Annotated in this window: 29 protein-coding genes and 1 other RNA gene; 14 read left to right on the top strand and 16 right to left on the bottom strand. The window is 66.7% G+C overall.

Annotated features, from left to right (window positions below; all coding sequences use genetic code 11):
* Positions 1-58: 58 nt before the first annotated feature.
* From SM191_RS04275 to rnpB, 7 genes are all read left to right on the top strand, one after another.
* Positions 59-2,386, top strand: coding sequence for a chemotaxis protein CheA (locus tag SM191_RS04275; RefSeq protein WP_341505125.1), 2,328 nt, complete (start codon positions 59-61; stop codon positions 2,384-2,386).
* Positions 2,383-2,811, top strand: a complete 429-nt coding sequence (locus SM191_RS04270; RefSeq protein WP_306999608.1) for a chemotaxis protein CheW — start codon at positions 2,383-2,385, stop codon at positions 2,809-2,811. The genes SM191_RS04275 and SM191_RS04270 overlap by 4 nt, the downstream gene beginning before the upstream one ends.
* A gap of 84 nt (positions 2,812-2,895) precedes the next feature.
* Entirely contained in the window at positions 2,896-3,261 is a 366-nt protein-coding gene (locus SM191_RS04265; RefSeq protein ID WP_341505124.1) for a response regulator, read from the top strand.
* A 38-nt stretch (positions 3,262-3,299) separates the two neighbouring features.
* Positions 3,300-4,367 (top strand): chemotaxis-specific protein-glutamate methyltransferase CheB, encoded by a 1,068-nt coding sequence (cheB, locus tag SM191_RS04260; protein WP_341505195.1) that lies wholly within the window; start codon positions 3,300-3,302, stop codon positions 4,365-4,367.
* A 2-nt stretch (positions 4,368-4,369) separates the two neighbouring features.
* On the top strand, positions 4,370-5,254 hold the full coding sequence (locus SM191_RS04255; protein ID WP_341505123.1) for a CheR family methyltransferase: 885 nt from the start codon (positions 4,370-4,372) through the stop codon (positions 5,252-5,254).
* 66 nt (positions 5,255-5,320) lie between these two features.
* Complete coding sequence (locus SM191_RS04250; protein WP_341505122.1) at positions 5,321-6,010, top strand: N-acetylmuramoyl-L-alanine amidase; 690 nt, start codon at positions 5,321-5,323, stop codon at positions 6,008-6,010.
* 152 nt (positions 6,011-6,162) lie between these two features.
* Positions 6,163-6,544, top strand: an RNA gene (rnpB, locus tag SM191_RS04245) — RNase P RNA component class A.
* 51 nt (positions 6,545-6,595) lie between these two features.
* On the opposite strand, the gene SM191_RS04240 is transcribed toward rnpB, so the two are convergent.
* Both SM191_RS04240 and SM191_RS04235 read right to left on the bottom strand, forming a co-directional pair.
* A complete protein-coding gene (locus SM191_RS04240) occupies positions 6,596-7,234 on the bottom strand; it encodes a carbonic anhydrase (protein WP_306999617.1) in 639 nt (212 codons plus the stop codon).
* Complete coding sequence (locus SM191_RS04235; RefSeq protein WP_341505121.1) at positions 7,231-8,811, bottom strand: SulP family inorganic anion transporter; 1,581 nt, start codon at positions 8,809-8,811, stop codon at positions 7,231-7,233. The genes SM191_RS04240 and SM191_RS04235 overlap by 4 nt, the downstream gene beginning before the upstream one ends.
* A 185-nt stretch (positions 8,812-8,996) precedes the next feature.
* Here SM191_RS04235 and SM191_RS04230 point away from each other — a divergent pair, with 185 nt between their 5' ends.
* Both SM191_RS04230 and SM191_RS04225 read left to right on the top strand, forming a co-directional pair.
* A complete protein-coding gene (locus SM191_RS04230; protein WP_341505120.1) occupies positions 8,997-9,536 on the top strand; it encodes a J domain-containing protein in 540 nt (179 codons plus the stop codon).
* Positions 9,533-9,829 (top strand): (2Fe-2S) ferredoxin domain-containing protein, encoded by a 297-nt coding sequence (locus SM191_RS04225; protein ID WP_341505119.1) that lies wholly within the window; start codon positions 9,533-9,535, stop codon positions 9,827-9,829. The genes SM191_RS04230 and SM191_RS04225 overlap by 4 nt, the downstream gene beginning before the upstream one ends.
* Before the next feature lie 219 nt (positions 9,830-10,048).
* Here SM191_RS04225 and SM191_RS04220 read toward each other — a convergent pair whose 3' ends face one another.
* From SM191_RS04220 to SM191_RS04175, 10 genes are read right to left on the bottom strand one after another with little or no spacing between them, the layout of a single operon-like run.
* A complete protein-coding gene (locus tag SM191_RS04220; RefSeq protein WP_341505118.1) occupies positions 10,049-10,450 on the bottom strand; it encodes a SufE family protein in 402 nt (133 codons plus the stop codon).
* A gap of 40 nt (positions 10,451-10,490) precedes the next feature.
* Positions 10,491-11,159 carry a hypothetical protein gene (locus tag SM191_RS04215; protein ID WP_341505117.1) on the bottom strand — a complete coding sequence of 223 codons (669 nt, stop codon included), beginning with the start codon at positions 11,157-11,159 and terminating at the stop codon, positions 10,491-10,493.
* A 2-nt stretch (positions 11,160-11,161) separates the two neighbouring features.
* Positions 11,162-11,401, bottom strand: coding sequence for a hypothetical protein (locus SM191_RS04210; RefSeq protein WP_267433991.1), 240 nt, complete (start codon positions 11,399-11,401; stop codon positions 11,162-11,164).
* Positions 11,402-11,434: 33 nt separating this feature from the next.
* Positions 11,435-11,692 carry a hypothetical protein gene (locus SM191_RS04205; protein ID WP_306999629.1) on the bottom strand — a complete coding sequence of 86 codons (258 nt, stop codon included), beginning with the start codon at positions 11,690-11,692 and terminating at the stop codon, positions 11,435-11,437.
* A gap of 28 nt (positions 11,693-11,720) precedes the next feature.
* Positions 11,721-12,008: a hypothetical protein gene (locus tag SM191_RS04200; RefSeq protein ID WP_306999631.1), complete on the bottom strand. Its 288-nt coding sequence runs from the start codon at positions 12,006-12,008 to the stop codon at positions 11,721-11,723.
* Between the two features lie 15 nt (positions 12,009-12,023).
* Complete coding sequence (locus SM191_RS04195; protein ID WP_341505116.1) at positions 12,024-12,320, bottom strand: hypothetical protein; 297 nt, start codon at positions 12,318-12,320, stop codon at positions 12,024-12,026.
* A 39-nt stretch (positions 12,321-12,359) separates the two neighbouring features.
* Positions 12,360-12,743: an envelope stress response membrane protein PspC gene (gene pspC / locus SM191_RS04190; protein ID WP_341505115.1), complete on the bottom strand. Its 384-nt coding sequence runs from the start codon at positions 12,741-12,743 to the stop codon at positions 12,360-12,362.
* A 1-nt stretch (position 12,744) separates the two neighbouring features.
* Complete coding sequence (pspB, locus tag SM191_RS04185; RefSeq protein ID WP_341505114.1) at positions 12,745-13,035, bottom strand: envelope stress response membrane protein PspB; 291 nt, start codon at positions 13,033-13,035, stop codon at positions 12,745-12,747.
* Between the two features lies 1 nt (position 13,036).
* On the bottom strand, positions 13,037-13,705 hold the full coding sequence (gene pspA, locus SM191_RS04180; protein ID WP_341505113.1) for a phage shock protein PspA: 669 nt from the start codon (positions 13,703-13,705) through the stop codon (positions 13,037-13,039).
* Positions 13,706-13,736: 31 nt separating this feature from the next.
* On the bottom strand, positions 13,737-13,883 hold the full coding sequence (locus SM191_RS04175) for a hypothetical protein (RefSeq protein ID WP_306999639.1): 147 nt from the start codon (positions 13,881-13,883) through the stop codon (positions 13,737-13,739).
* A gap of 175 nt (positions 13,884-14,058) precedes the next feature.
* Between SM191_RS04175 and pspF the strand changes: the two genes are divergently transcribed.
* Positions 14,059-15,096: a phage shock protein operon transcriptional activator gene (pspF, locus tag SM191_RS04170; protein ID WP_341505112.1), complete on the top strand. Its 1,038-nt coding sequence runs from the start codon at positions 14,059-14,061 to the stop codon at positions 15,094-15,096.
* A 66-nt stretch (positions 15,097-15,162) separates the two neighbouring features.
* Positions 15,163-15,774 carry a superoxide dismutase gene (locus SM191_RS04165; protein ID WP_341505111.1) on the top strand — a complete coding sequence of 204 codons (612 nt, stop codon included), beginning with the start codon at positions 15,163-15,165 and terminating at the stop codon, positions 15,772-15,774.
* Between the two features lie 169 nt (positions 15,775-15,943).
* Here SM191_RS04165 and SM191_RS04160 read toward each other — a convergent pair whose 3' ends face one another.
* Genes SM191_RS04160 through mtaB form a run of 3 tightly spaced genes read right to left on the bottom strand, consistent with a single transcriptional unit; the run spans position 15,944 to position 18,731 of the window.
* Positions 15,944-16,558, bottom strand: a complete 615-nt coding sequence (locus SM191_RS04160; protein WP_306999642.1) for a septation protein A — start codon at positions 16,556-16,558, stop codon at positions 15,944-15,946.
* Positions 16,555-17,490 carry a signal recognition particle-docking protein FtsY gene (gene ftsY, locus SM191_RS04155; protein WP_306999643.1) on the bottom strand — a complete coding sequence of 312 codons (936 nt, stop codon included), beginning with the start codon at positions 17,488-17,490 and terminating at the stop codon, positions 16,555-16,557. The genes SM191_RS04160 and ftsY overlap by 4 nt, the downstream gene beginning before the upstream one ends.
* Positions 17,487-18,731, bottom strand: coding sequence for a tRNA (N(6)-L-threonylcarbamoyladenosine(37)-C(2))-methylthiotransferase MtaB (gene mtaB, locus SM191_RS04150; RefSeq protein ID WP_341505110.1), 1,245 nt, complete (start codon positions 18,729-18,731; stop codon positions 17,487-17,489). Before mtaB ends, ftsY begins: the two co-directional genes overlap by 4 nt.
* On the opposite strand from mtaB, the gene SM191_RS04145 reads away from it, so the two are divergent.
* Positions 18,730-19,305 (top strand): DUF924 family protein, encoded by a 576-nt coding sequence (locus tag SM191_RS04145; RefSeq protein ID WP_341505109.1) that lies wholly within the window; start codon positions 18,730-18,732, stop codon positions 19,303-19,305. The two genes, mtaB and SM191_RS04145, sit on opposite strands and share 2 nt — an antisense overlap.
* On the opposite strand, the gene SM191_RS04140 is transcribed toward SM191_RS04145, so the two are convergent.
* Positions 19,280-20,830, bottom strand: a complete 1,551-nt coding sequence (locus SM191_RS04140) for a putative bifunctional diguanylate cyclase/phosphodiesterase (protein ID WP_341505108.1) — start codon at positions 20,828-20,830, stop codon at positions 19,280-19,282. The genes SM191_RS04145 and SM191_RS04140 overlap by 26 nt on opposite strands.
* Before the next feature lie 279 nt (positions 20,831-21,109).
* Between SM191_RS04140 and ffh the strand changes: the two genes are divergently transcribed.
* Positions 21,110-22,633: a signal recognition particle protein gene (gene ffh, locus SM191_RS04135; RefSeq protein ID WP_341505107.1), complete on the top strand. Its 1,524-nt coding sequence runs from the start codon at positions 21,110-21,112 to the stop codon at positions 22,631-22,633.
* Between the two features lie 57 nt (positions 22,634-22,690).
* Positions 22,691-23,077, top strand: a complete 387-nt coding sequence (gene rpsP, locus SM191_RS04130) for a 30S ribosomal protein S16 (RefSeq protein ID WP_007404083.1) — start codon at positions 22,691-22,693, stop codon at positions 23,075-23,077.
* Positions 23,078-23,122: the final 45 nt, after the last annotated feature.

Below are 23,122 nucleotides of genomic sequence, written 5' to 3'. Positions count from 1 at the left end.
CTTTTAATCTTGTAGCGGCATGAGGGGGGTGAGACTTTTCGCGCGCCCTCGGGGAATCATGGACGACCTGCTACAGGAATTCATTGCCGAAACCCGTGAGACGCTGGAGGCTCTGTCGGGCGAGATCGTCGCGTGGGAGGCCGCCCCCGCCGACCGGGCACGGCTGGATGCGATCTTCCGCTTCGTTCATACCGTGAAGGGAAGCTGCGGCTTTCTCGACCTGCCGCGCCTGGCCCGACTCAGCCATGCGGCGGAGGATGTGCTGGCCGCCGTGCGCGATGGCGAGCGGGTGCCGGACACCGCGCTGGTCGATGCCGTGCTGGCGATCGTCGACCGGATCGGTGCGATCGTTGAGGCGATCGCGGCGGGCACGCCCCATGACGACTCGGACGATGTCGCGCTGATCGAGGCGCTGTCGCAAAAGCCGACCGCACCGGTCGCCCCGGTGGCGCGCACCGTCGCCGCGCCGCGCATCGCACCGCGCAGCGTGCGGCTGAACGTCGATCTGCTCGACCGGATGATGAGCGGCATGTCGGACATGGTCCTCGCCCGCAACGAACTGGCGCGGCGGCTTCGCGACGATGTGCTGGACCCGCGCGTCGAGGCGGCTCTGGACCGGCTGTCGCTGACCGTCGCCGACATGCGCGACACGGTGACGCGCAGCCGGATGCAGACCGTCGACGGCCTGTTCTCCGCGCTGCCCCGCATGGTGCGCGACGTGGCGGCGGAATTGGGCAAGGCGGTGGCGCTGCGCATCGAGGGCGCGGATGTCGAGCTGGACCGGGAGATGATCGAGATGATGCGCGACCCGATGGTCCATATCATCCGCAACGCGATCGACCATGGCATCGAGCCGCCCGCCGAACGCCGCCGCCTGGGCAAGCCGCCGACCGGCCAGATCCGGGTCAGCGCGCGCCAGTCGGGCAACCAGATCCTGATCGAGGTCGAGGATGACGGCGCCGGGATCGACGTCGCGCGCATCGCGGCCAAGGCAGTGGCGGGCGAACGCCGCACCGCCGCCGAGGTGGCCGCGATGACCCCGGCGGAAAAGCTGAAGCTGATCTTCGAGCCGGGGCTGTCGAGCCGCGACACCGTGTCCGCCACCTCGGGTCGCGGGGTCGGGATGGACGTGGTCCATGCCAATATCGAGCATGTCGGCGGTCGCGTCGCGCTCGACAACCGGCCGGGGCAGGGGCTGACCATCACGGTCCAGGTGCCGCTCACCCTGTCGATCATGTCGACCATCGTCGTGTCGGTCGGCGACCAGCGCTTCGGCATCGCGCGCCAGACGATCGAGGAGATCGTGAAGGTGCGGGGGGATCAGGTGCGGATCGATCCCGTCGGCGACATTCGCATCGCCACGGTGCGCGGGCGTCGCCTGCCCATGCTGCCGCTGGGGCCGTTCCTGGAACTGGGGCGGGGCGATCCGGCGACGCTGGTGATCGTCGCGACCCGCGACGGCGATTATGCGCTGGGCGTCGACGATGTGCTCGATACCGAGGAAGTGGTGGTGAAGCCCGCCGCGCCCGCCGTGATGGCGACCGGGCTCTATGCCGGACAGACCCTGCCCGACAGCGGCCTGCCGATGCTGCTGCTCGATGGCGGTGGGCTGGCGCAGGCGGCGGGCTTGCGCTTCCAGCGCGCGGCAATCGCCGCCGTCGCCGAGGTCGAGGAGGAATCGGATGCCCCGGCCTTGCTGTTCGAGGATCTGGACGGCATGTACCGCGCCATTCCGCTGGGCGCGATCGACCGTGTCGAAAAGGTCGCCGCCGATTCCGTGCACTATCTGGCCGGGCGGGGCCGACTGGTGGTGGGCGAGACGACGATCGCGCTTCACCATAGCGACGCGGTCGCCCCGACCGATCTGGCGTCGGGCGGCGAGGTCGAGGTGATCCGCCTGACCGATGGCGAGACCGAATGCGCCTATGCCATTCGCGGCGCGCTGGAGATCATTCAACTGCCCGCCGAGATCGCCCCAGCCGCCGGTGCGGGACCGATATTGGGGATCGCGGTGTGCGATGGGCGACCGATCGAGATTCTCGATCCGCTCGCGCTGTTCCTCGACACCGCAGCCGTCGGGGAGGGGGAGCGTTCGCCGCTCTGCCTGCTCGACGGGGCGGGGGCGGCGTGGATGGACCGTTTCCTCCGCCCGGTGCTGGAGGCGAACGGCTATCGCTGCGTCCTGCAACCGCCCAAGGACGAAGCGCCCGCCGTGCGGCTGATGATGGAGGACGATGCGGCGCCGGGCGAGGCTTTGGGGGCGCCCGTGGTCCGGTTGCGGCGGGAGCGGGACATGGCCGCCGACCCGGACAGCATCTATCGTTACGACCGGTCCGCGCTGATCGCGGCGGTGGCGGGCCATGCCCGGCGTGGAGATGGCCGATGACCCTGTTCCTGATCGCCAGCATCGCCGGGCAGGGCGTCGTCTTCGACGCCGATCAGGTCGACTCGGTGGTCGATATCGGCGATGTCGTGGCCGTGCCCCGCGCCGAGCCTTCCGTCCGGGGGCTGACCGCGCTCCGCAGCCGGGTCGTCACGGTGGTCGATACCCGGCGCGCGCTGGGGCTGGAGCCGATGCCGCCGCATGTCCGCCGCGCGGTCATCACCCGGCAGGACGGCCATTATTACGCGATGCTGGTCGACGCGCTGGAGGATATCGAGACGTTCGAGACCAGCCCGATGCCGCATGTCCCGCCCGGCGGCGGTGCCTGGTCGCGCGCGGCGAACGGCATGGTCGTGCGCGACGGCGAGCCGTTGCTGATCCTCGACCTGTCCCGGCTGGTCCCGCATCCCACGCCGATCCTGGCATAGCGGATTAACCCGCCTGTTACCTTTCGATCGCTATCAACACGGCCTGGGTCCCGGCTGGACCGCAGTAGTAGCAAGGCGTGCCGCATGAAAACCTGTCTCGTGGTCGATGACTCCAAGGTGATCCGAAAGGTTGCCCGGCACATATTGGAAACGCTGGACCTTCAGGTGCGCGAGGCCGGGGACGGTCGCGAGGCGTTGGCGGCGTGCCTGGAATCGGTGCCCGACGTCATCCTGCTCGACTGGAACATGCCGGTGATGAGCGGCATGGATTTCCTGCGTGCCCTGCGCGAGGCCAATCTGCCGCAGCGTCCGCGCATCGTGTTCTGCACCACCGAAAACGGCATGGCGCATATCCGTGCGGCGATCGATGCCGGGGCGGACGAATATATCATGAAGCCGTTCGACCGCGACACGCTGGAAAGCAAGCTCCAGCTCGTCGGTATGATCTGACCCCGGCGAAGCCGATGGCGCCTGGGGATCATAGCGGCATGGTGCCGCCCGCCGCGCCAGGGGCTTTCCCCCTCGCGCGGCGTGGGGGGGCGACGCGCATCCTGATCGTCGACGATTCCGCCGTCGCGCGCGCCCTGATCGCCCGTCAGATCGAGCCGCATGCCCGGTTCGCGGTGGTCGGCGCGGTCAGTCATGTCGATGCCGCGCTCGCCTTTCTGGCGTCCGATCGCGCCGACATCATCCTGCTCGACGTCGCCATGCCGGGCATGGACGGGATCACCGCCTTGCCCAGCTTGTTGGCGGCGGGACAGGGGGCGCGGATCATCATCGTATCCTCCTCCACCCCTACCGGCGGCGCGGCGGCGGTGCAGGCGCTGGCGCACGGGGCGGCCGACACGCTGGTCAAACCCCGGCCGCAGGGGCTGTCCGACTTCGCCCAAGCCCTGCTCCACAAGCTCGACGCGCTTGCGCTGTCCGATGAGCGTGCCGCACCGCTACCCAGTGTGCCGCTGCTGCCCATCGGTCATGCCCGGCCGGAGATCATCGCGATCGGCGCGTCGACCGGCGGTATCCATGCGCTGGCGCAGTTGCTGGCGCCGCTTCCCGCCACGATGACGGTGCCGATCGTCGTGACGCAGCATCTCCCGGCCTCCTTCATGCCCTTTTTCGCGGCGCAACTGACCGCCGTCGCGCGCCGTCCCTGCGACGTGGCGGAGGACCGGATGCGCGTGCGGCCCGGTCGGATCATCGTCGCGCCGGGCGATGCGCATATCACCTTCATCCCGCTGGCCGATGGCGGTGCCGCGATCCGATTGCGACACGACCGGGCGAGCAGCGGCTGCCTGCCCTCGGTCGATCCGATGTTCGCCTCCATCGCGGAGGTTTGGGGAACGCGCGCCTGGGGGATCGTCCTGACGGGCATGGGGCGCGACGGCATGGAAGGCGCGCGCGCGCTGAAAGCGGCTGGGGGGACGATCATCGCCCAGGACCGCGAAAGCTCGGTCGTATGGGGCATGCCGGGTGCGGTCGTGTCCAACGATCTGGCCGACATCGTCCTGCCGCCCGGTGCGATCGGCACGATGATCATTACCGGGGCGATGGCCTGACCATGCCGGGTGCTTTCTGCCCTCCCGCCCTTGCCGAGCGTTCCGCGACGCTCCCCGCCGCATCCGGACAGGCGCTGGCCGTGCTGGCCGCCCTGCTGGAGGCGCGGACGGGCCAGCAGATCGTCAGCCATCGCTCGATGCGGGTCGATACGGTGTTGCTGCCGCTGATGCGCGAACGGCATTGCGATACGCTCGACCAGCTGGTGTCCGCCATGCTCGACGGGCGCGATGCTTCGCTCGCGGGGCGGGTGGTCGATGCGCTGGTCAATGGCGAGACATCCTTCTTCCGCGACCCGCATGTGTTCGATCATGTCCTGGCGATCGTCGCGGAGGTGGAACGCAGCGGTCGGCGACCCCGTATCTGGAGCGCGGGCTGTTCGTCGGGGCAGGAGCCGCTGTCGATCGCGATGCTCTTTGCCGAGCGGTATCAGGCATCGGGCATGGCGGTGCCCGAAATCGTCGCGACCGACGTATCCGAAGCGGCGCTGGCCCGGGCGCGGAGCGGCTGCTTCACCCAGTTCGAGGTGCAGCGTGGCCTGCCGATCCGCCAGATGGTCCACTGGTTCGAAGGGCGGCCCGGCAACGAATGGGCCGTCCGGCCCGAATTGCTGCGGCATGTCAGCTTTCGCCAGATGAACCTGGTGTCCGACCCCGCGCCGGGCGGCCCGTTCGATCTGGTGCTGTGCCGCAACGTCATGCTCTATCTCGCCCCCGAGCCCAAGCGGCGCGCCTTCCAGACCATCGCCGACGCGATGCGGCCCTCCGCCGGACTGATCCTGGGCGCGGGCGAGACGGTGATCGGCCAGACCGACCTGTTCCAGCTCGCTCCCGTCGGGCGCGGGGTGTACGAGAAATGTGTCGCGGACGATGCCCTTCGCCGCGCATGAGGGCGTATCCTTGCGACCGCGATGCCGCTAACAGGGGCGGCGAACGGAGGTCGTTCAGGAGGTTGCATGACGATCGTCGAAACGCCGTCACCCAATTTCGACGCGCGAACCCTGCCCATCACGATGATCGTATTGCACTATACGGGAATGCAGGATGCCGAGTCCGCGATCGCACGGCTGTGCGACCCGGAGGCCAAGGTATCCTGCCACTATCTCGTCACCGAGGACGGCACCGTCCTGCGCCTGGTCGATGAGGAGAACCGGGCCTGGCATGCCGGACGCTCGCACTGGCGTTCGATCGAGGACGTCAATTCGGCGAGCATCGGGATCGAGATCGTCAATCCCGGCCATGACTGGGGCTATCGTCCCTTTCCCGACGAACAGATCTCGGCGGTGATGGAACTGGTCGCCGACATCCAGAAACGCCATGGCATCACGCGGGGCAATATCGTCGGCCATTCCGATATCGCCCCCGCCCGCAAGCGCGACCCGGGCGAGTTGTTTCCCTGGGGCGCGCTGGCCCGGCGACGTCTGGCCCTGCCGCGCCCGACCAAGAATTTGATGGACCCGATGTGGACCGAGGCGGGCTTCTGCCTGGCGCTGGAGCGGTTCGGCTATGACGTGACCGACCGGATGGCGGCGATCATGGCGTTCCAGCGGCGCTTCCGCCCCGAACTGATCGATGGAGAGATCGATGCGGAGTGCCGGATGATCCTGCTCGCGCTGTTGCTGCCCCGGCCGCAGGGGGATGATTGAGGGCGGGGCGTGGGCTTCGACTTCGCTCAGCCCGAACGGAGCGAGGGGCTGGATACCGAAATCCGTTCAGCCTGAGCGAAGTCGAAGGCCACGCCCCACCGTCCACACAAACCCCTTGCCCTCCCCACCAATCCGTCTACATCGCCCAGCAGTCAGAGGGCCGGGCGGCCGCGGCCTCGGGAAACCGGGGGCGAGGAAAGTCCGGGCTCCACGGAACATCGGTGCCGGGTAACGCCCGGCGGGGGCGACCCCAGGGACAGTGCCACAGAGAGCAGACGGCCACGGCCTCGGCCAGGTCAGGGTGAAAGGGTGCGGTAAAAGCGCACCGCGGTCCCGGTAACGGGAACGGCATGGCAAACCCCACCGGGAGCAAGACCGAATAGGGATGGCATGGCGCGAAAGCGCCGGGGTGTGTTCCCACCCGCCATCCGGGTTGGTTGCTTGAGGCGATGTGCAAGCATCGTCCTAGAAGAATGGTCGCCCATCCGGCTTTGCGCCGGTGGACAGAACCCGGCTTACAGGCCCTCTGGCTCATTCCCATCCACCGCGCGCCGCACCGTTACGGCGCGCGCGCAGGATCGCGGATCACATCAGAACCTTGTCCGGTCGCGCCAGCGCGTCGAGATCGGTGGTCGCGTCGATTTCCAGCAGGGTTTTGATATGCCCGTCGCGAATGTCATAGACCCAGCCGTGGAGCCATAGTTCCCGACCCGAAGCGAACGCCTTCTGGATGGTGTCGAGCCGGGCGAGGTGGCGGAGCTGCTCCATCACGTTCACCTCGACCAGCCGGTTGACCTTGGCCTCCTGGTTCGGCTGAGCGTCGATTTCGTCGCGGTGGCGGTGGAGCACGTCGCGGGCATTGGCCAGCCACTGATCGACCGGCCCCTCCGTCCCGCCGTCGAGTGTGGCGAGCACCCCGCCACAGCCATGATGGCCGCACAGGATGACGTGCCGCACTTCCAGCACGTCGACCGCATATTGCACGACCGACAACAGGTTCAGGTCGTCGTCATGGACCAGATTGGCGATGTTGCGGTGCAGGAACATGCCGCCCGGCGGCGTCATGGTCAGTTGTTCGGGCGTCACCCGGCTGTCGGAACATCCGATCCAGAGGAAGTCGGGTTTCTGCCCCGCGGTCTGGCGCTGGAAGAAGTCGGTCTTCTCCTCGAGCAGTTCGGCGGCCCAGGCCTTATTGGCGAGCAGGAGTTGCTTATATTCCCTCATGCGTAGCGCACTCCCGTCGAAGGGGCCTTGATCATCGGCGCGGTCCGTTCCGCGACGTCGCTGCGCACGATCACGTCGATCCCGCGATACTCCGCGCCTTTGATGAAGGCGTTGATGATGTCGATATTGTCGAGATCGACATAGGAGGTCGAGGACAGGTCGATCAGCAGGTTGGCGCCGTCCGGCACCTTGGCCAGCGACTTCTGCAACTCATATTTGTGGATGAAATACAGGTTGCGCCGCGCCCGGATCAGGCAGTCCTCGTCGTCGGAAGCGAAGGTCAGCGCCGGGCGGAAATTGCGCGCCACGACGAAGACGAAGCCGACGGCCAGACCCACCACGATCCCGATCAGCAGGTCGGTGCGCAGGATCGCCAGGATGGTGACGATGAACGGGATGAACTGGGTCCAGCCCTGCTTGTACCGCTCGGTGAACAGCTTGGGCTTGCACAGCTTGTAGCCGGTGGCGATCAGCACGGCGGCGAGCGCGGCCAGGGGGATCTGGTTCAGCACCACCGGAATCAGCGCGACCGACAGCAACAGCCAGGTGGCGTGGAGCATGGTCGACAGCTTGCTCTCCGCGCCCGCATCGACATTGGCCGAGGAGCGGACGATGACCGAGGTGACCGGCAGGCCGCCGAGCAGGCCGGAGACGATGTTGCCGCCGCCTTGCGCCATCAATTCCCAATTCTTGTCGGTCGTGCGGCGGCGCGGGTCGAGTTCGTCCACCGCCTTGACGCTGAGCAGTGATTCCAGGCTGGCGACGATGGCGAGCGTGATCGCGGTCGTCCATACCGCGCCGGTGCCGATCGCGGTGAAGTCGGGCAACTGGAACTGGCCGACGAATTCCGACGCGCTGCCCGCGACCGGCACCTGCACCAGATGCCCGCCCGCCAGTTGCCAGTCGGGACGCACCGCGCCCAGGATGATGTTGCCGACGACGCCGATCACCACCACGACCAGCGGGCCGGGCAACAGGCGCAGCGGACCCTGCTTGGGCTTGGCATGATCCCACCAGAACAGGAAGGCGAGCGAGATCGCGCCGATCAGTACCGCACCGGGAGCGATATCGCGGCTGACGCTGGCCCACAGGTCGGTGAAGGTGTTGCCGCCCGCGCGGCTGGCATATTCGAAGCTGCCCTCGAAATCGCCATCATAGCCGATGGCATGGGGAATCTGCTTCAGGATCAGGATCAGCCCGATCGCCGCCAGCATCCCCGTGATGACCGAGGAGGGGACGAACTCGGCCAGCACGCCCGCGCGAGTCAGGGAAAAGCCGAGTTGAAGCACACCCGCCAGCGTCACGGCGAGCAGGAAGACCTGGAAACTCGGCAACCGCTCGATCGCCTCGAACACGATGACGGTCAGCCCTGCGGCGGGGCCGGATACCGACAAGGGCGATTTGGAGAGGAAGCCGACGACGAGCCCGCCGACGATCCCGGCGATCATGCCCGCGAAGGGCGGCGCGCCGGAGGCGACCGCGACGCCGAGACAGAGCGGCAGCGCGACGAGCGCCACCACGATCGAGGCGGGCACGTCCGCTCTAGCGGTAGCCAGGAAGGAACGGTTTTGGGCCACGGCGGCTCCTGACTCGCTTGCGTCCGCATATGTCCGGTACGGACATGAATATATGATGACCGATAATTCATGAACGAGTGGCTGGCCGCCGGTCAAGCGTTTCCAAGTGCCATTTTCACAGCCGTTCCGGGAAAGCATTCGCCTCTATGCTTGCGCCCGCGCCGAAGTCGCTTAAATCGAGCGGCGTGGCGCGTTCTACTACCCGATCCAACGACTGGGGCTTTCCTCGCTGGCGCAGCTATGGCGCGGCGCGGGAAGCCCAGCCCGTGCGAATCTGCGACCGGCATGGCTGCGACCAGCCGGGCAATTGTCCCGCGCCCAAGTCGCCGAACAGCCCCGACCGCTGGTATTTCTGCGAAACCCACGCCGCCGAATATAATCGCGGCTGGGACTATTTTCAGGGCCTGAGCGCCGAGGAAGCCGCCGCCCGCGAAGCATCGGAGCGTCGGACCAGCGCGGGCTATGCGCAGTCCAAGCATCAGGCCTGGGCGGGGCCGGGTGACGGTAGCCGTTCACGCGACGAAATGCGCGCGCTCGACGCGCTGGGGCTGGAGCCGGATGCCGAGTTCGACCTGATCCGCGCGACCTGGCGCGGGCTGGCCAAGGCGAACCATCCCGACATCCGCCCCAACGACCCCGAGGCGGCGACGAAGTTCCAACAGGTTCAGGCGGCCTATGAAGTGCTGCGCGCCGCCGAGGAGCGGCGGAGCTGGAAGCCCGAATGATCCGCCGCGCCAAGGCGGAGTGGGAAGCGACGGTCCTGGTTTGCGGCAAATGCTCGAAAAAGGTCGGCGGCGGGTTCGGGCCGAAGGGCAAGACGCCATTGGCCAAGGCGCTCAGGCGGATGTTCGGCAAGGGGCGCAAGGCGTCGGTCGGGGTGATCGAAACCAAGTGCCTGGGGCTGTGTCCGAAGAATGCGGTGACCTTAGTGGACGGGCGTCGGCCGGGGGAGTGGCTGGTCGTGACGCCGGATGAGGATGTCGAGGCGATCGCCGCGCGGTTGGGGCGGGGGGCTTAAGTTACGTGGGTTAGTCTCGGTGAGACTCCAAACCCTCCCCCATCCCCTCCCGCTTGCGGGAGGGGAGCGGCCAGAGGCGCGGGCAAGTCTCTTTGTCGATCGTCAGGGATGGGGCAGACGTTGCTGAAGTAGGCTCGGGTCAGCCAAGAAGCACGCCCCTCCCGCAGGCGGGAGGGGATGGGGGAGGGCAAGGTGTCTCACCGAGCCCACCCCCGAACCTCAATACCGCCCCGCCGTCTCCCGGATCAGCGCGATCATGTTGGGAATCCCCTGAGTCCGGTTGGAACTCAACTGGTTCCTCAGATCGAACGGCGCGAGTTCGCCTTCAATATCGGTCGCCAGTATTTCAGCAGGCGTCTTGTCCTGCACCGTCTTCAGGACCAGCGCGATGATCCCCTTGGCGATCGCCGCGTTCGAGTCCGCCAGGAAGTGCAGCGCCTCGCCATCCCCCTTGGTCGGATAGACCCAGACCGAAGCCGAGCACCCCCGCACCAGCGTCGCATCGGTCTTCAACGCCTCGGGCATCGGCTCCAGCGCGCGGCCCAGATCGATCAGCAGGCGATAGCGATCGTCGGCGTCGAGAAATTCATATTCGTCGCGGATTTCGGCAAGATCGGACATGGGCCCCGCGCTACCGTTGTTCGCGCGCGACGACAACCGGTCAGTCCTTGAGCAGCGCGTCCACCGATCCGCCGTTGCGCGCCAGTTCCGCGGCGACGCGGCGGCGGCCTTCATAATAGGTCAGCACCGGCGCGGTCGGGTCGAGCCTGCGGATCAGCGCCTCGTCGCCGGGGCGGATGCTGGTTTCCCCCGCGACATAGTCGGGATAGCCTTCGCGCTTCCAGGCGGGCAGGCGAAGGGCGGCCCATTCGCCGATATGGTCGGCGACCAGCCGGTGGGTCGTTTCATGCGCGATGGTGCCCGACAGCGTGCGCACCCCGCCCAGCGGTGCGCCGTTGGTCACCCGGTCCGTCGCGACCGAACTGCGGTTGAAAACCAGCGCATGGGCGAAGGGGTGGCGAAAGGCGATCGCGTTCCGCACGCCGATCGACAGCACGTCCCAGCGCCAGCCGCCATCGGTCAGCACCACCTGCCGCGACAGCCCCGTCCGGTAGAGCGGGCTCGTCGCCAGCAGCCCGTCGGCACGGGCCAGTACCCGGCCCATCGCGGCCCGGTCGATCGGCTGCTCGGACAGCACCGTGGTCGAGCCGAAATCGGCGCGATAGGGAAAGGCGAGCGCGGCGGGGACATGCACCACCCCGGCGATGACGACCGCGCCGCCACAGGCGACCCGGGCCGTCCATCGGCGAAGGCGGGCGAGGCGCGCCATGGTTACAGGTCCACCCCGGCGGCTATGGCCTCGAGCTTGCGAATGCGCTCCTTCAGATCGGCCATTTCGATCCGCGCCGCGGCAGACGTGGCGGGCGGGTAGGGCATGTCGTGGCTGCGGTCATATTCGCGGCTTTTCAGCTGCAACCATCCGCGCCACCCCGCCAGCCCGGCGGTGACGATCATCGCCAGACCGGCCAGGCCGGCGGTCGCGATGACGATATAGAGATTGGTGTCGGTCATGATCCGGGCTCCCTGTCCGTATCAACGGTTGGCTTAACGGTCGCGCAGACGCTCGATTTCGCGGTCGAGGTCGATGCTCTTGTGCTGGTCGGTGATGACGCGCTCCAGCACCTGGATGCGGTCCTTCAACTGCTGAACCTCGGCGCGGAGCGCCTGGGTGTCGCGACTGCCCTCGCCACGCAAATGCTCGATCATGTCGAGGCCGGGCGAGCGGCGATGCTTGGCCTTGAAGATGCTGGCGATCATGACGATCGCGACGATCATGACGACCATGAACTGTGAACCGGACATGGTGGTAACTCCCCTCTAAAATCTTGTGTCAGTGCTCGATGCGGGCGGGCGTTTCGCCCAGCACACGCAGGCTGTCGATTTCGTCGCTGAGCGCCAGGCCGCGATCGGTGATGATCCGCTCCAGCACCCGGACCCGCTGTTCCAGCTTTTCGGTTTGGGCGGCATATTGCGCCGCCTTTTCCGCGACCATCGAGGCTTCGGTGGCCAGCCGCTTTTCGCGGTAAGCGAACCAGGGCCGGACGAAGACGCCGCCGATGATGGCGACCAGGCCGCAGCTGATGCCCATGATCGGGATCAGAAGAGCGATATTGTTCATCCTGTCTCTCCGGGATCAGCGATCGCGCAGCGAGTCGATTTCGCGCGCGGTCCGCTCGGCGGGGTCGGTGGCGATCCGCTCCAGCACCGCGATCCGCTCTTCCAGTCGAGAGACCTGGCCGACCAGCTTCTGGTTCTCGGCGGTCAGCAATTCGACCTTGCGTTCATCGGCCATGCCGGTCTTGCCGACGGTGCCGCCCCAGTCATTGTCCAGGCTATAGCCGTGCTTCGCACGGATCCAGGTGGTGACCACCCAGCCGATCGTCGACATCGCGATCATCGCCAGGACGAAACCCGGTCCTCCCCAAGACATGATCCTTACTCCCCTTCAGATGTGGCGTTGGCCGGGCGATCAGCGCAGGCTGTCGATCTCGTCGGCCAGTTGGCGGTTGCGGCTGGTATAGTGCAGTTCGATATCGGCGAGGCGACGGTCGAGATCGCGGAACTTCGAGCGGACCTCGGCGGTCGAGCGGCGCGGATTGCTGCGCACGCCCTGCCAGAATTTGGCGTCCTCGTCCGACTGGTAGAGCCCGAACGGCTTGGCCGTCGCCATCCAGGCGACCAGGATGTAAGCGAGCGGAACCCAGGGCATACCCACCCCGGTGACGGTCAGCAGGACCGCGGCGATGCGGACCCACAGGACGTCGACCCCGGTATAGTCGGCGATGCCCGAGCACACGCCCTTGAACTTGGCATTCTGCTTGTCGAGATAGAATTGGGTGCGGCTGGCGGACATGTCAGTTCCTCCGATCGAGGCTGTAGTCGGTCTGGCTCAGGCGCTGTTCGGGGCGCCATTCGGACTGAAGACCGGGCTTGAAGTTGGGATTGTCGGCGGCGACGATCCGTTCGATCGTGTGCAACCGATCCTCCAGGCGACGAGCGAGCAGGTGGAGCTCATCGAGAAGCTGCTCGTCCTCATGGGTGATCTTCGGCGCCTGCTTCCACTTGGTGACATAGTGGAGGATCAGCCAGGGCAGCGCGATGAACAGCGAGACAAAGAGGACGAAGGGTACGGCAACGCCTTCCATTTCACTCTCCCTTGTTCAGGCGCGCCTTGAGCGCGGCGAGTTCGGCATCGACCCGGTCGGACGCGCGGAGTTCGGCAATCTCGTCTTCCAGCGTCTTGGGGTTGGAACCCAGGCCCAGCGCTTCCGCGCGGCCCTCGGCCTCATCCACCTTGCGCTCGAGGATGTCGAAGCGGCTGAACGCGTCATGCGTCTTCGACCCGTTCCACATCTCGCGCAGGCGATAGCGGTTGTTCGCGCTTTCCAGACGGGTCTGGACCGCATTCTGCTTGGTGCGCGCCTCGCGCAGCTTGTTCTGCAACTTGGCGATGTCCTCTTCCGAGGCGCGCAGCGCATCGTCGAGCACCTGGACTTCGGCCTTCAACTGGTCGGCCATGTCGGCGGCCTTCTGGCGCTCGATCAGCGCGGCCTTGGCCAGGTCTTCGCGATCCTTGGACAGCGCCAGTTCGGCCTTTTCCGTCCAGCTTTCCTGAAGCTGGTCCAGCTTCATGATGTGGCGGCGGATTTCCTTCTGGTCGGCGATCGTGCGGGCGGCGGAGGCGCGCACCTCGACAAGCGTCTCCTCCATTTCGAGGATGATCATGCGGATCATCTTCGCGGGGTCTTCCGCCTTGTCGAGCAGGTCGGCGAAATTGGCGGCGACGATGTCGCGGGTGCGGGAGAAAATGCCCATCGGAGACTCCTTGATGGCGGCTATTCGGGGATTATGCGGTCGGTGCCTCGATCGCCGCAACCTGGGCCGTGCTGGTGGCGACATGCGCGGGGGCGAGGGCGCCCATCAGGCAGGTGGCGCTCATCACGACGGTGCAGGCGATGGCGGCGATCTGGCGGGTCAGGTTGGTGGCGAACATGGTGGAAACTCCCTGAATTCTATGTTTCGGTCCGCTCATTGGCGGGATGTCGACAGCGTTGCAGGAGCCGTGCCAACTTTAAAAATGACGTAAATACAGGCATTTATGAAATAGTTGCGATGAGCCAACGATTGCGCCCTTGCCAAGCCTTGGCAAAATCCGCCACCTGTTGGGAATGGAGCGGACGAGTCAGGTCATCGGCCAGTCGGGGGCCTTTCTGGATACGCTGGAACGCGCCAGCCGCGCCGCGGCTCTGGATCGCCCGGTGCTTGTCATCGGCGAGCGCGGGACCGGTAAGGAACTGGTCGCCGAACGCCTCCACCGGCTGAGCGGGCGGTGGGACCAGCCCCTGGTCATCATGAACTGTGCCGCGCTCCCCGAGACGCTGATCGAGGCCGAACTCTTCGGGCATGAGGCGGGCGCGTTCACCGGCGCGACCAAGGCGCGGGCGGGGCGGTTCGAGGAGGCCAATGGCGGCACGCTGTTCCTCGACGAACTGGGCACGCTGTCGATGGCGGCGCAGGACCGGCTGCTCCGCGCGGTCGAATATGGCGAGGTGACGCGGATCGGCTCGTCGCGGCCCTTGCGTGTCGATGTGCGCATCGTCGCGGCGACCAACGAGCATCTGCCCGACAAGGTCGCCACGCACCAGTTTCGCGCCGACCTGCTCGACCGGTTGTGTTTCGAGGTCGTCACCCTGCCGCCGCTCCGCGCGCGCAAGAGCGATATCATGCTGCTCGCCAATCATTTCGGGCGGCGGATGGCGGCGGAGATCGGGTGGCAGGACTGGCCCGGCTTCGGTCCCGCCGCGACGGATGCGCTGATGGAGCATCGCTGGCCCGGCAATGTCCGCGAATTGCGCAACGTGGTCGAGCGCGCGGTCTATCGCTGGGACCGGGAAGGGCCGGTGGACGCGATCGAGATCGATCCCTTCCGCTCGCCCTATCGCCCGCAGGGCCAGTCCCCCGCCGCCGCGAAAGGCGATCAGGCCAGCGCGCCTGCTCCCATGAGCGACGGCGATGAGGTGGCGGCCTGCGATGTCGGGCCGTCCGACTTCAAATCGCGTGTCGCCCGGTTCGAACGCGAGTTGCTGACCAAGGCGCTGGCCGAGAATCGCTTCAACCAGCGGACCACGGCGGAGGCACTGGGGCTGAGCTATGACCAGCTTCGCCATGCGCTTCGTCGCCACGATCTGATCGGAACGGTTGCGTAACCGCGTTCGGGGAGCCATTTGAGGCGTCCGGCGTTGCCACAGGCAAACCCCAAAGGAGCAATTACGATGGCTTTCGAACTGCCGCCCCTTCCGTACGACTATGATGCGCTGGAGCCGGTCATCTCCAAGGAGACGATGACCTTCCACCATGACAAGCATCATGCCGCCTACACCAACAAGCTGAACGAGGCGGTCGAGGCGGATTCGTCGCTTCAGGGCAAGTCGATCGAGGACATCCTCGCCAATATCTCGTCGGCCCCGGCGGTCGTCCGCAACAATGGCGGCGGCTATTGGAACCATGACTTCTTCTGGAAGATCATGACCAAGCCCGGCACGACCCAGCCCTCGGGCAAGCTGGCCGAGGCGATCGAGGCGTTCGGCGGTCTCGACAAGCTGAAGGACGAATTCAACACCAAGGGTGCGGGCCAGTTCGGTTCGGGCTGGGCCTGGGTCATCGCGGATGCCGAGGGCAAGCTGAAGGTCACCTCGACCCCGAACCAGGACAACCCCCTGATGGACGTCGTCGCCGACAAGGGCACGCCGATCCTGGGTAACGACGTGTGGGAGCACGCCTATTACCTGACCTATATGAACGACCGTCCGGGCTATCTGAAGGCCTGGTGGGACGTGGTGAACTGGGACGAAGCCGGTCGCCGGTACGAGGCGGCGGTCGCGTAATCTCGCGCTGATCCGGTTCGGATAAGGGAAGGGCGGCTCCGTGCGGGGCCGCCCTTTTCCATTTCGTCATCCCGGCGTTTTCATTCGTCATCCCAGCGAAGGCTGGGATCTCTGGCAACGGACAAGCGCCATCGTGAAAGGCCCCAGCCTTCGCTGGGGCGACGGCCTGTTACTCCACCGGCGGGTCTTGCACCTTCGCCTCATCGGCGTTCAGTCCATGCTTCATCAGCATCGGAATATTGGCGATCGCGAAGCCAAGCGTCAGCGGCATCGCCCCCCACAGCTTGAACCCCACCCAGAAATCCCAGGTCGAGTTGCGCCACACCGCCTCGTTCAACACCGCCATTAGCGCGAAGAAGATCGCCCAGTTGCGGGTCAGCTTGCGCCAGCCCTCCGGGGTGAGCCCCGAATAGACGCTGCCCAGCACCAACTGGATCAACGGCCGTCCGGTCGCCAGCCCGAAGAACAGCAGCGCGGAGAACATCGCATAGACGATGGTCGGCTTCATCTTGATGAAGCGTTCGTCGTGGAAATACAGGGTCAGCCCGCCGAACACGACGACCAGGATGCCCGACATCCACAGCATCGGCGAGATGCGGCCCATCTTCACCCGGCTGACGATCATCGCGATGACGGTCGCCACCATGAACGCGCCGGTCGCGACCAGCACGCGGGTCAGCGGGCCCATGGGCGCGAGGAAATTGACCGCGAAGAACAGGACCAGTGGACCATATTCGATCCCGGCCTTCAGCGCTGCACTCGCTTCTTTCTGTTGCGTGCTCACTTCCGGCCTCCTTCGATCCCGGCAATGATCCGGCTGACTTCGTTCGCGTCGAAGGGGCGCAGGTCGGTCATGCCCTCGCCGACGCCGATGGCATGGATGGGCAGGCCGTATTTCTCCGCCGCCGCGACCAGCACGCCGCCGCGCGCGGTGCCGTCCAGCTTGGTCATGACCAGACCGGTGACGCCCGCCACGTCCTTGAACACCTCGATCTGGTTGAGCGCGTTCTGGCCCGTCGTCGCGTCGAGCACCAGCAGGATGTCATGCGGCGCCTCGGGGTTCAGGCGGCCGAGCACGCGGCGGATCTTGGACAGTTCGTCCATCAACTCGCGCTTGTTCTGGAGACGGCCCGCCGTATCGACGATCAGCACGTCGATGCCGGTCGCGGTCGCCTGCTTCACCGCCTCATAGACGATACCCGCCGCGTCACCGCCTTCCTTGCCCGAGACGATCGGCACACCGACCCGCTCGGCCCAGGTCGCAAGCTGGCCGATCGCGGCGGCGCGGAAGGTGTCGCCCGCCGCCAGCATCACGCCGTAATCCTGCTCCATGAAGAGGTGGGCGAGCTTGGCGATGGTGGTCGTCTTGCCCGATCCGTTGACGCCGATGACCAGGATCACCTGTGGCCGGGGAAAGGCGTCGATCTCCAGCGGGGTGGCGACCTTGGCGAGCGCCTTCTCCACCTCCTCGGCGACGACCAGGCGGATACCCAGTTCCTCCATGTTCCGCTCGAAGCTGCCCTCGGCCAGCCGGGTGCGGATATGGCCCGCCGTCTCGGGACCGAGGTCGGAGGCGATCAGCGCTTCCTCGATCTCGTCCAGCGTGCCCTCGTCGAGCCGCGCGGTGCCGAGGCCCGCCAGATTGCCGACCAGCCGGTCCGAGGTGCGACGGAAACCGCCGAGCAGCTTGTCGTGCCAGGAGGAGGAAGAACTCATGCCAATTGTCCGATCAGATGGGTTTCGGTCGCCGCCGTGACCCGAACGCGGGCGATGCTGCCTGGTTCGGCGGCGGGGGAAAAATGAATGTCGGCGAAGTCGGGCGCGTGGCCGCGGGTGCCGGGCCGCTCGACCAGCACCTCGCGGGTTTCCCCGACTTGGGCCGCCAGCCAGTCGCGACGGCGACGAGCGGCGGCTTCGCGCAGGCGGGCGGCTCGTTCACGGCGGAGCGGATGGCGCACCTGCGGCATCCGTGCGGCGGGCGTGCCGTCACGCGCCGAATAGGGGAAGATGTGCGCATGGACGATGTGGCAGTCGTCGATCAGCGCCAGCGTATCGGCCGCCATCGCCTCATCCTCGGTCGGGAAGCCCGCGATCAGGTCCGCGCCGATCGCGATCTCGGGCCGTGCGGTCAGCAGGCGTTCGACGATCGCGACCGATTGCGCGCGGCTGTGCCGGCGCTTCATCCGCTTGAGGATCAGGTCGTTGCCCGCCTGGAGCGAGAGGTGGAGATGTGGCATCACCCGCGCCTCTCCCGTCACCAGGTCGAACAAACGGTCGTCGATCTCGATCGAATCGAGCGAGGACAGCCGCAGCCGGGGCAAGGCGGGGACATGGGTCAGGATACGCTCGACCAACAGGCCCAGGCTGGGCGCGCCGGGCAGGTCGTGGCCGTAACTGGTCAGGTCGACGCCGGTCAGCACCACTTCCCTGTGCCCCAGTTCGACCGCGCGCACGATCCGCTCGATGACCAGTCCGGCGGGGACCGAGCGGCTGGGCCCTCGTCCGGTCGGGATGATGCAGAAGGTGCAGCTATGGTCGCAGCCATTCTGGACCTCGACAAACGCACGCGCATGGCTCGCAAAGGCGGACACCAGATGCGGCGCGGTTTCCACCACGCGCGACAGGTCGGCGACCAGCATCGGTTCGGCGGAGGCCCAGCTTTCGGGGCGCAGCTTGTCGGCATTGCCCAGCACGCGTGCGACCTCGGGCATGGCGGCGAAGCTGGCCGGATCGATCTGCGCCGCGCATCCCGTCACGACGATCTGCGCATCGGGCCGCGCCCTGGCGGCGCGGCGGATCGCGGCGCGGGTCTGCTTGACGGCTTCGTTGGTGACGGCACAGCTATTGACGACGACCATGTCCTCCCGCCCCGCAGCGAGCGCGCGGATCGTTTCGCTCTCGGCGATGTTGAGGCGACAGCCCAGACTGATGATCTCAGGGCCAGAAAGGGACGACATGACCGCCGATCTAGGGATGGATGAAGCAAGTGTCCACGGACAGGCGCATGCCGTGCTCGACTTCTGGTTCGGACTGGCGCCAGAACGGCATTTCGCCAAGGACGAAGCGCTCGACCGCGAGATTGCCGAGCGGTTCGGGGTACTTCGCGATCAGGTGCTGGCGACCGGGGCGCTCGGCTGGCGGGACGATCCCGACAAGCTGCTCGCGGCGATCCTGTTGCTCGACCAGTTTTCGCCCAACCTGCATCGCGGCTCGGCACAGGCCTTTGCCGCCGATCCGCTCGCGCTGGAACTGTGCCTGTCGGCGATCGATGCGGGATGGGAATATCGCTATCCGCCCGAGCGGCTGGCCTTTGTCTATATGCCGCTGATGCATGCCGAGTCGCGGGCGATGCAGGATCTGAGCGTCGCCAAGTTCGCCGAACTGGGCCGCGAGGACAATCTGTCCTTCGCGCGCGATCACCGTGACGTCATCCGGCTTCATGGTCGGTATCCCAGCCGCAACGAAGCGCTTGGCCGGGCATCGACCGAGGCGGAGCGCGTCTATCTCAGCCGGCCAGACGCGGGCTGGTGAACGGCGGGGCGGGCGCGGCCGCACCCGCCAGCAGGCGCTTTTCGGCCAGCATCTGGCGCACCTGTGCCAGGTCCAGCATCGGGCCGTAGAGCGGTCCCTGGCCGTGCGAACAGCCGATCTCGCGCAGCCGCGCCTCCGTCTCCGCATCGCGCAGCCCCTTGGCGGCGATGGGCAGGTGCAGATTGTCGCCCAGTTGGACGATGGCCGACACGATCGCGCTACAGTCCGGATCGGCGCTCATGTTGCGGATGAAATCGGGATCGATCCGCACCCGGTCGAAGGGCAGGACGCGCAGATGCGCCAGGCTGGACTGGCCACTGCCGAAATGGTCGAGCGCCAGGGCGATGCCCTGATTCTTCAGGCTGGTGACGATCGATTGCGCCAGCGCCAGATTGGCGAACAGCGCATTCTCGGTGATCTCGATCTCCAGGCGGTGCGCCGGAAAGCCGCATTCGGTCAGCGTCTTGATGATCTTCTGCGCCAGCCAGGCATCCTGAAACTGCGACGCGACCATCGGCACGGACAGGATGATCGACGGGTCCCAGTCACGCGCACCCGCCATCGCCTGTCGCATCAGGCTGAGCGTCACTTCGCCCGACAGGCCGCACGCCTCCGCCACCGGCAGGAAGCGATCGGCGGCGATCGGGCCCAGCGTCGGATGCTCCCAATGGCCCGATACCTCGAACCCGGTCAGGCGTCCGGTGCCCAGATCGACCTGCGGCTGGAAGCGGGGGCAGATATCGCTATCCGCCAGAGCGGCACGCAAATCGGTAATGATGACGTTGCGCTCGGCCATCGCGTTTTCCATCGCGGGCTCGAACCACAGGGGCTTGCCGTCGCCGCGCGTCTTGGCGGTGATCAGCGCCAGATCGGCCTGGCGGACCAGCTGGTCGATGGTCGCCTCGCCATGGTCGATCCGGGTCAGGGCGATGGCGGTGCGCGGCGCGAATTCCTGATCGGCGAAGCGAATGGGCTGGCCCAGGCGGATGGCGAGCCGATCCGCCAGCCGGTCGATCCGGTCGCGCGCGCGCGGGTCGAAGGAGAGAAGGCAGCCGAAGCAGTCGCTCTCGAACCGCGCGACGATCGCCTCGGACGGGGCCTCGGCGCGGATCGTCTTGGCGACATGCTGAAGCAGGCTGTCCCCGGCCTCATGGCCGAACGATCCGGCGAAGGCGCGGAACCGGTCGATGTCGAGCAGCAGCAGGGCAACGCCGCGCTTGCGACGCTGCATCGCGTCGATCATCGCCTGCCCGCTGTCATGGAAGAAGCGCCGGTTGACCAGGCCGGTCAGCGGATCGCGCTGATCCGGGGCGGCCCGGTGGCGCAGTTGAAGCGCGGGCAGACGCCAGTAGACGACGGTGGACGCGGTCGCGGCGGTAAAGAGCAACAGCTTGGCGGGTAGATCGAATCCAAGCTCGATCAACAGGATAGCGGCAGCCAATAAGAAGGTGCCGCCCGCCACCGCGACGCCGAGCAGGCGTGCGGAAACATCGGTATTGGCATCGTTCTCGTGCGACCCGGACATAGGGGAAACGGGTCGCATGCGAGGTGTGTACAAGCCGTTAACGGCGCGTCCTGCCGCCCCGTCTCCGCGCCGAGTTGCGGGGTGCGCGGCGGACTTGCGCCGGGCGACCTTTTGCCATAAGAGCCTTCCCCAAGTTCCGTTTCGGAATGTGAAGGTGAAGCGCCCAAGGGTGCACGCTGGCCGGCGAGGTTTCGCCCGCCGGCGCTTTTGCGTTTGGCGGTGCGTCGTTGGTCTTGAGGCCGGGTTGGCCTTCGGGCCGGGTTTTGACGAGGTAAGGCGATGTTCGACAGCTTGAGCGATCGGCTTGGCGGCGTATTCGACCGCCTCCGCGGCCGTGGCGCGCTGACCGAGGCGGATGTCCGCACCGCGATGCGCGAGGTGCGCGTCGCGCTCTTGGAAGCCGACGTCGCGCTGCCCGTAGCGCGCGACTTCGTCGACAAGGTCACCGAACAGGCGATCGGCCAGAACGTCCTGCGCTCGATCACGCCGGGGCAGCAGGTCGTCAAGATCGTCCATGACGCGCTGATCGCGATGCTGGGCGCGGATGCCAGCGAGTTGCTGCTCGACGTCACCCCGCCCGCCGTCGTGATGATGGTCGGCCTCCAGGGCTCGGGCAAGACCACCACCACCGCCAAGATCGCCAAGCGGCTGTCGAGCGGGGCGATGGGCCGCGAGCGCAAGAAGGTGCTGATGGCGTCGCTCGACGTCAATCGCCCGGCGGCACAGGAACAGCTTGCAACGCTGGGCGCGCAGGTCGAGGTGTCGACCCTGCCGATCATCCAGGGACAGCAGCCGGTCGAGATCGCGCGTCGCGCGATGCAGGCCGCCAAGCTCCAGGGCTATGACGTATTGATGCTCGACACCGCCGGTCGTCTGCACGTCGACCAGGCGCTGATGGACGAGATGAAGGCGGTGGCGGAGATTGCCAGCCCTCAGGAAATCCTGCTCGTCGTCGACTCGCTGACCGGCCAGGACGCGGTGAACGTCGCGACCAGCTTCTCGGAGCAGGTGCCGCTGACCGGCGTGGTGCTGACCCGGATGGACGGCGATGCGCGCGGTGGTGCGGCGCTGTCGATGCGTGCGGTCACCGGCAAGCCCATCAAGTTCGCCGGTGTCGGCGAAAAAATGGATGCGCTGGAGGCCTTTCACCCCGAACGGGTTGCGGGCCGTATCCTGGGCATGGGCGACGTCGTCAGCCTCGTCGAGCGCGCGGCGGAGTCGATCCAGCAGGAAGACGCCGAGCGCATGGCCAAGAAGATGGCCAAGGGTCAGTTCGACATGGACGACCTGCGCGGCCAGCTTCAACAGATGCGCCGGATGGGTGGCCTGGGCGCGCTGGCGGGCATGATGCCGGGCATGAAGAAGGCGCAGAACGCGCTGGCCGATGCCGGTGGCGACAAGATCCTGCTCCGCATGGATGCGATCATCACCTCGATGACGCCCAAGGAGCGCGGAAAGCCCGAACTGATCAACGCCAAGCGCAAGATCCGCATCGCCAAGGGCTCCGGCACCACGGTGCAGGACGTGAACAAGCTCCTGAAGATGCATCAGGAAATGTCCACGGCGATGAAGAAGATCAAGAAGATGGGCGGCATCAAGGGGATGATGTCCATGCTTGGCAAGGGCGGCCTCGGCGGCCTGGGCAATGCGCTGGGCGGTCCGCAGATGGGCGAAATGCTCAACAAGGCGGGCGGCGGTGGCGGGCTTCCCGGCCTTGGCGGCATGGGCGCGGGCGGCGGCAAGCTGCCCGACGGCATGCCCAAGCTGCCCCCCGGCTTCGAAAATCTCCTGAAGAAGAAATAACCCCCGCGCCGGACGGAATGCCGGTGATTTTGAACGTTTTACATCAAGGACTAGAATATGGCTCTCAGCATTCGTCTGTCGCGTGGTGGCTCGAAGAAGCGCCCTTACTACCGCATCGTGGTGGCCGACGCCCGTGCGCCGCGCGACGGCAAGTTCATCGAGAAGATCGGCAACTACAACCCGCTGCTCGCCAAGGACAATGACCAGCGCGTGCAGCTCGACGCCGAGCGCGCGAAGCACTGGCTGGCCAATGGCGCGCAGCCGACCGACCGCGTCGCCCGCTTCCTGGACGCCGCCGGTGTCCGTGAGCGCGCCGCGCGCAACAACCCGAACAAGGCGAAGCCCGGCGAAAAGGCCACCGAGCGCGCCGAAGAGCGTGCCGAGAAGCTGAAGGCCGCTCAGGAAGCCGCCAACGCTCCGGCCGAAGAAACCGCCGAGGCGTAATCGCTTCTCGCCTCGTGCGGGGCCCGGTCGATCGCGATCGGGCTT

It is taken from the genome of Sphingomonas sp. 2378, from assembly GCF_038084995.1.
GTDB lineage: Bacteria > Pseudomonadota > Alphaproteobacteria > Sphingomonadales > Sphingomonadaceae > Sphingomonas.
This window is presented reverse-complemented; position numbering and strand designations above follow the sequence as displayed.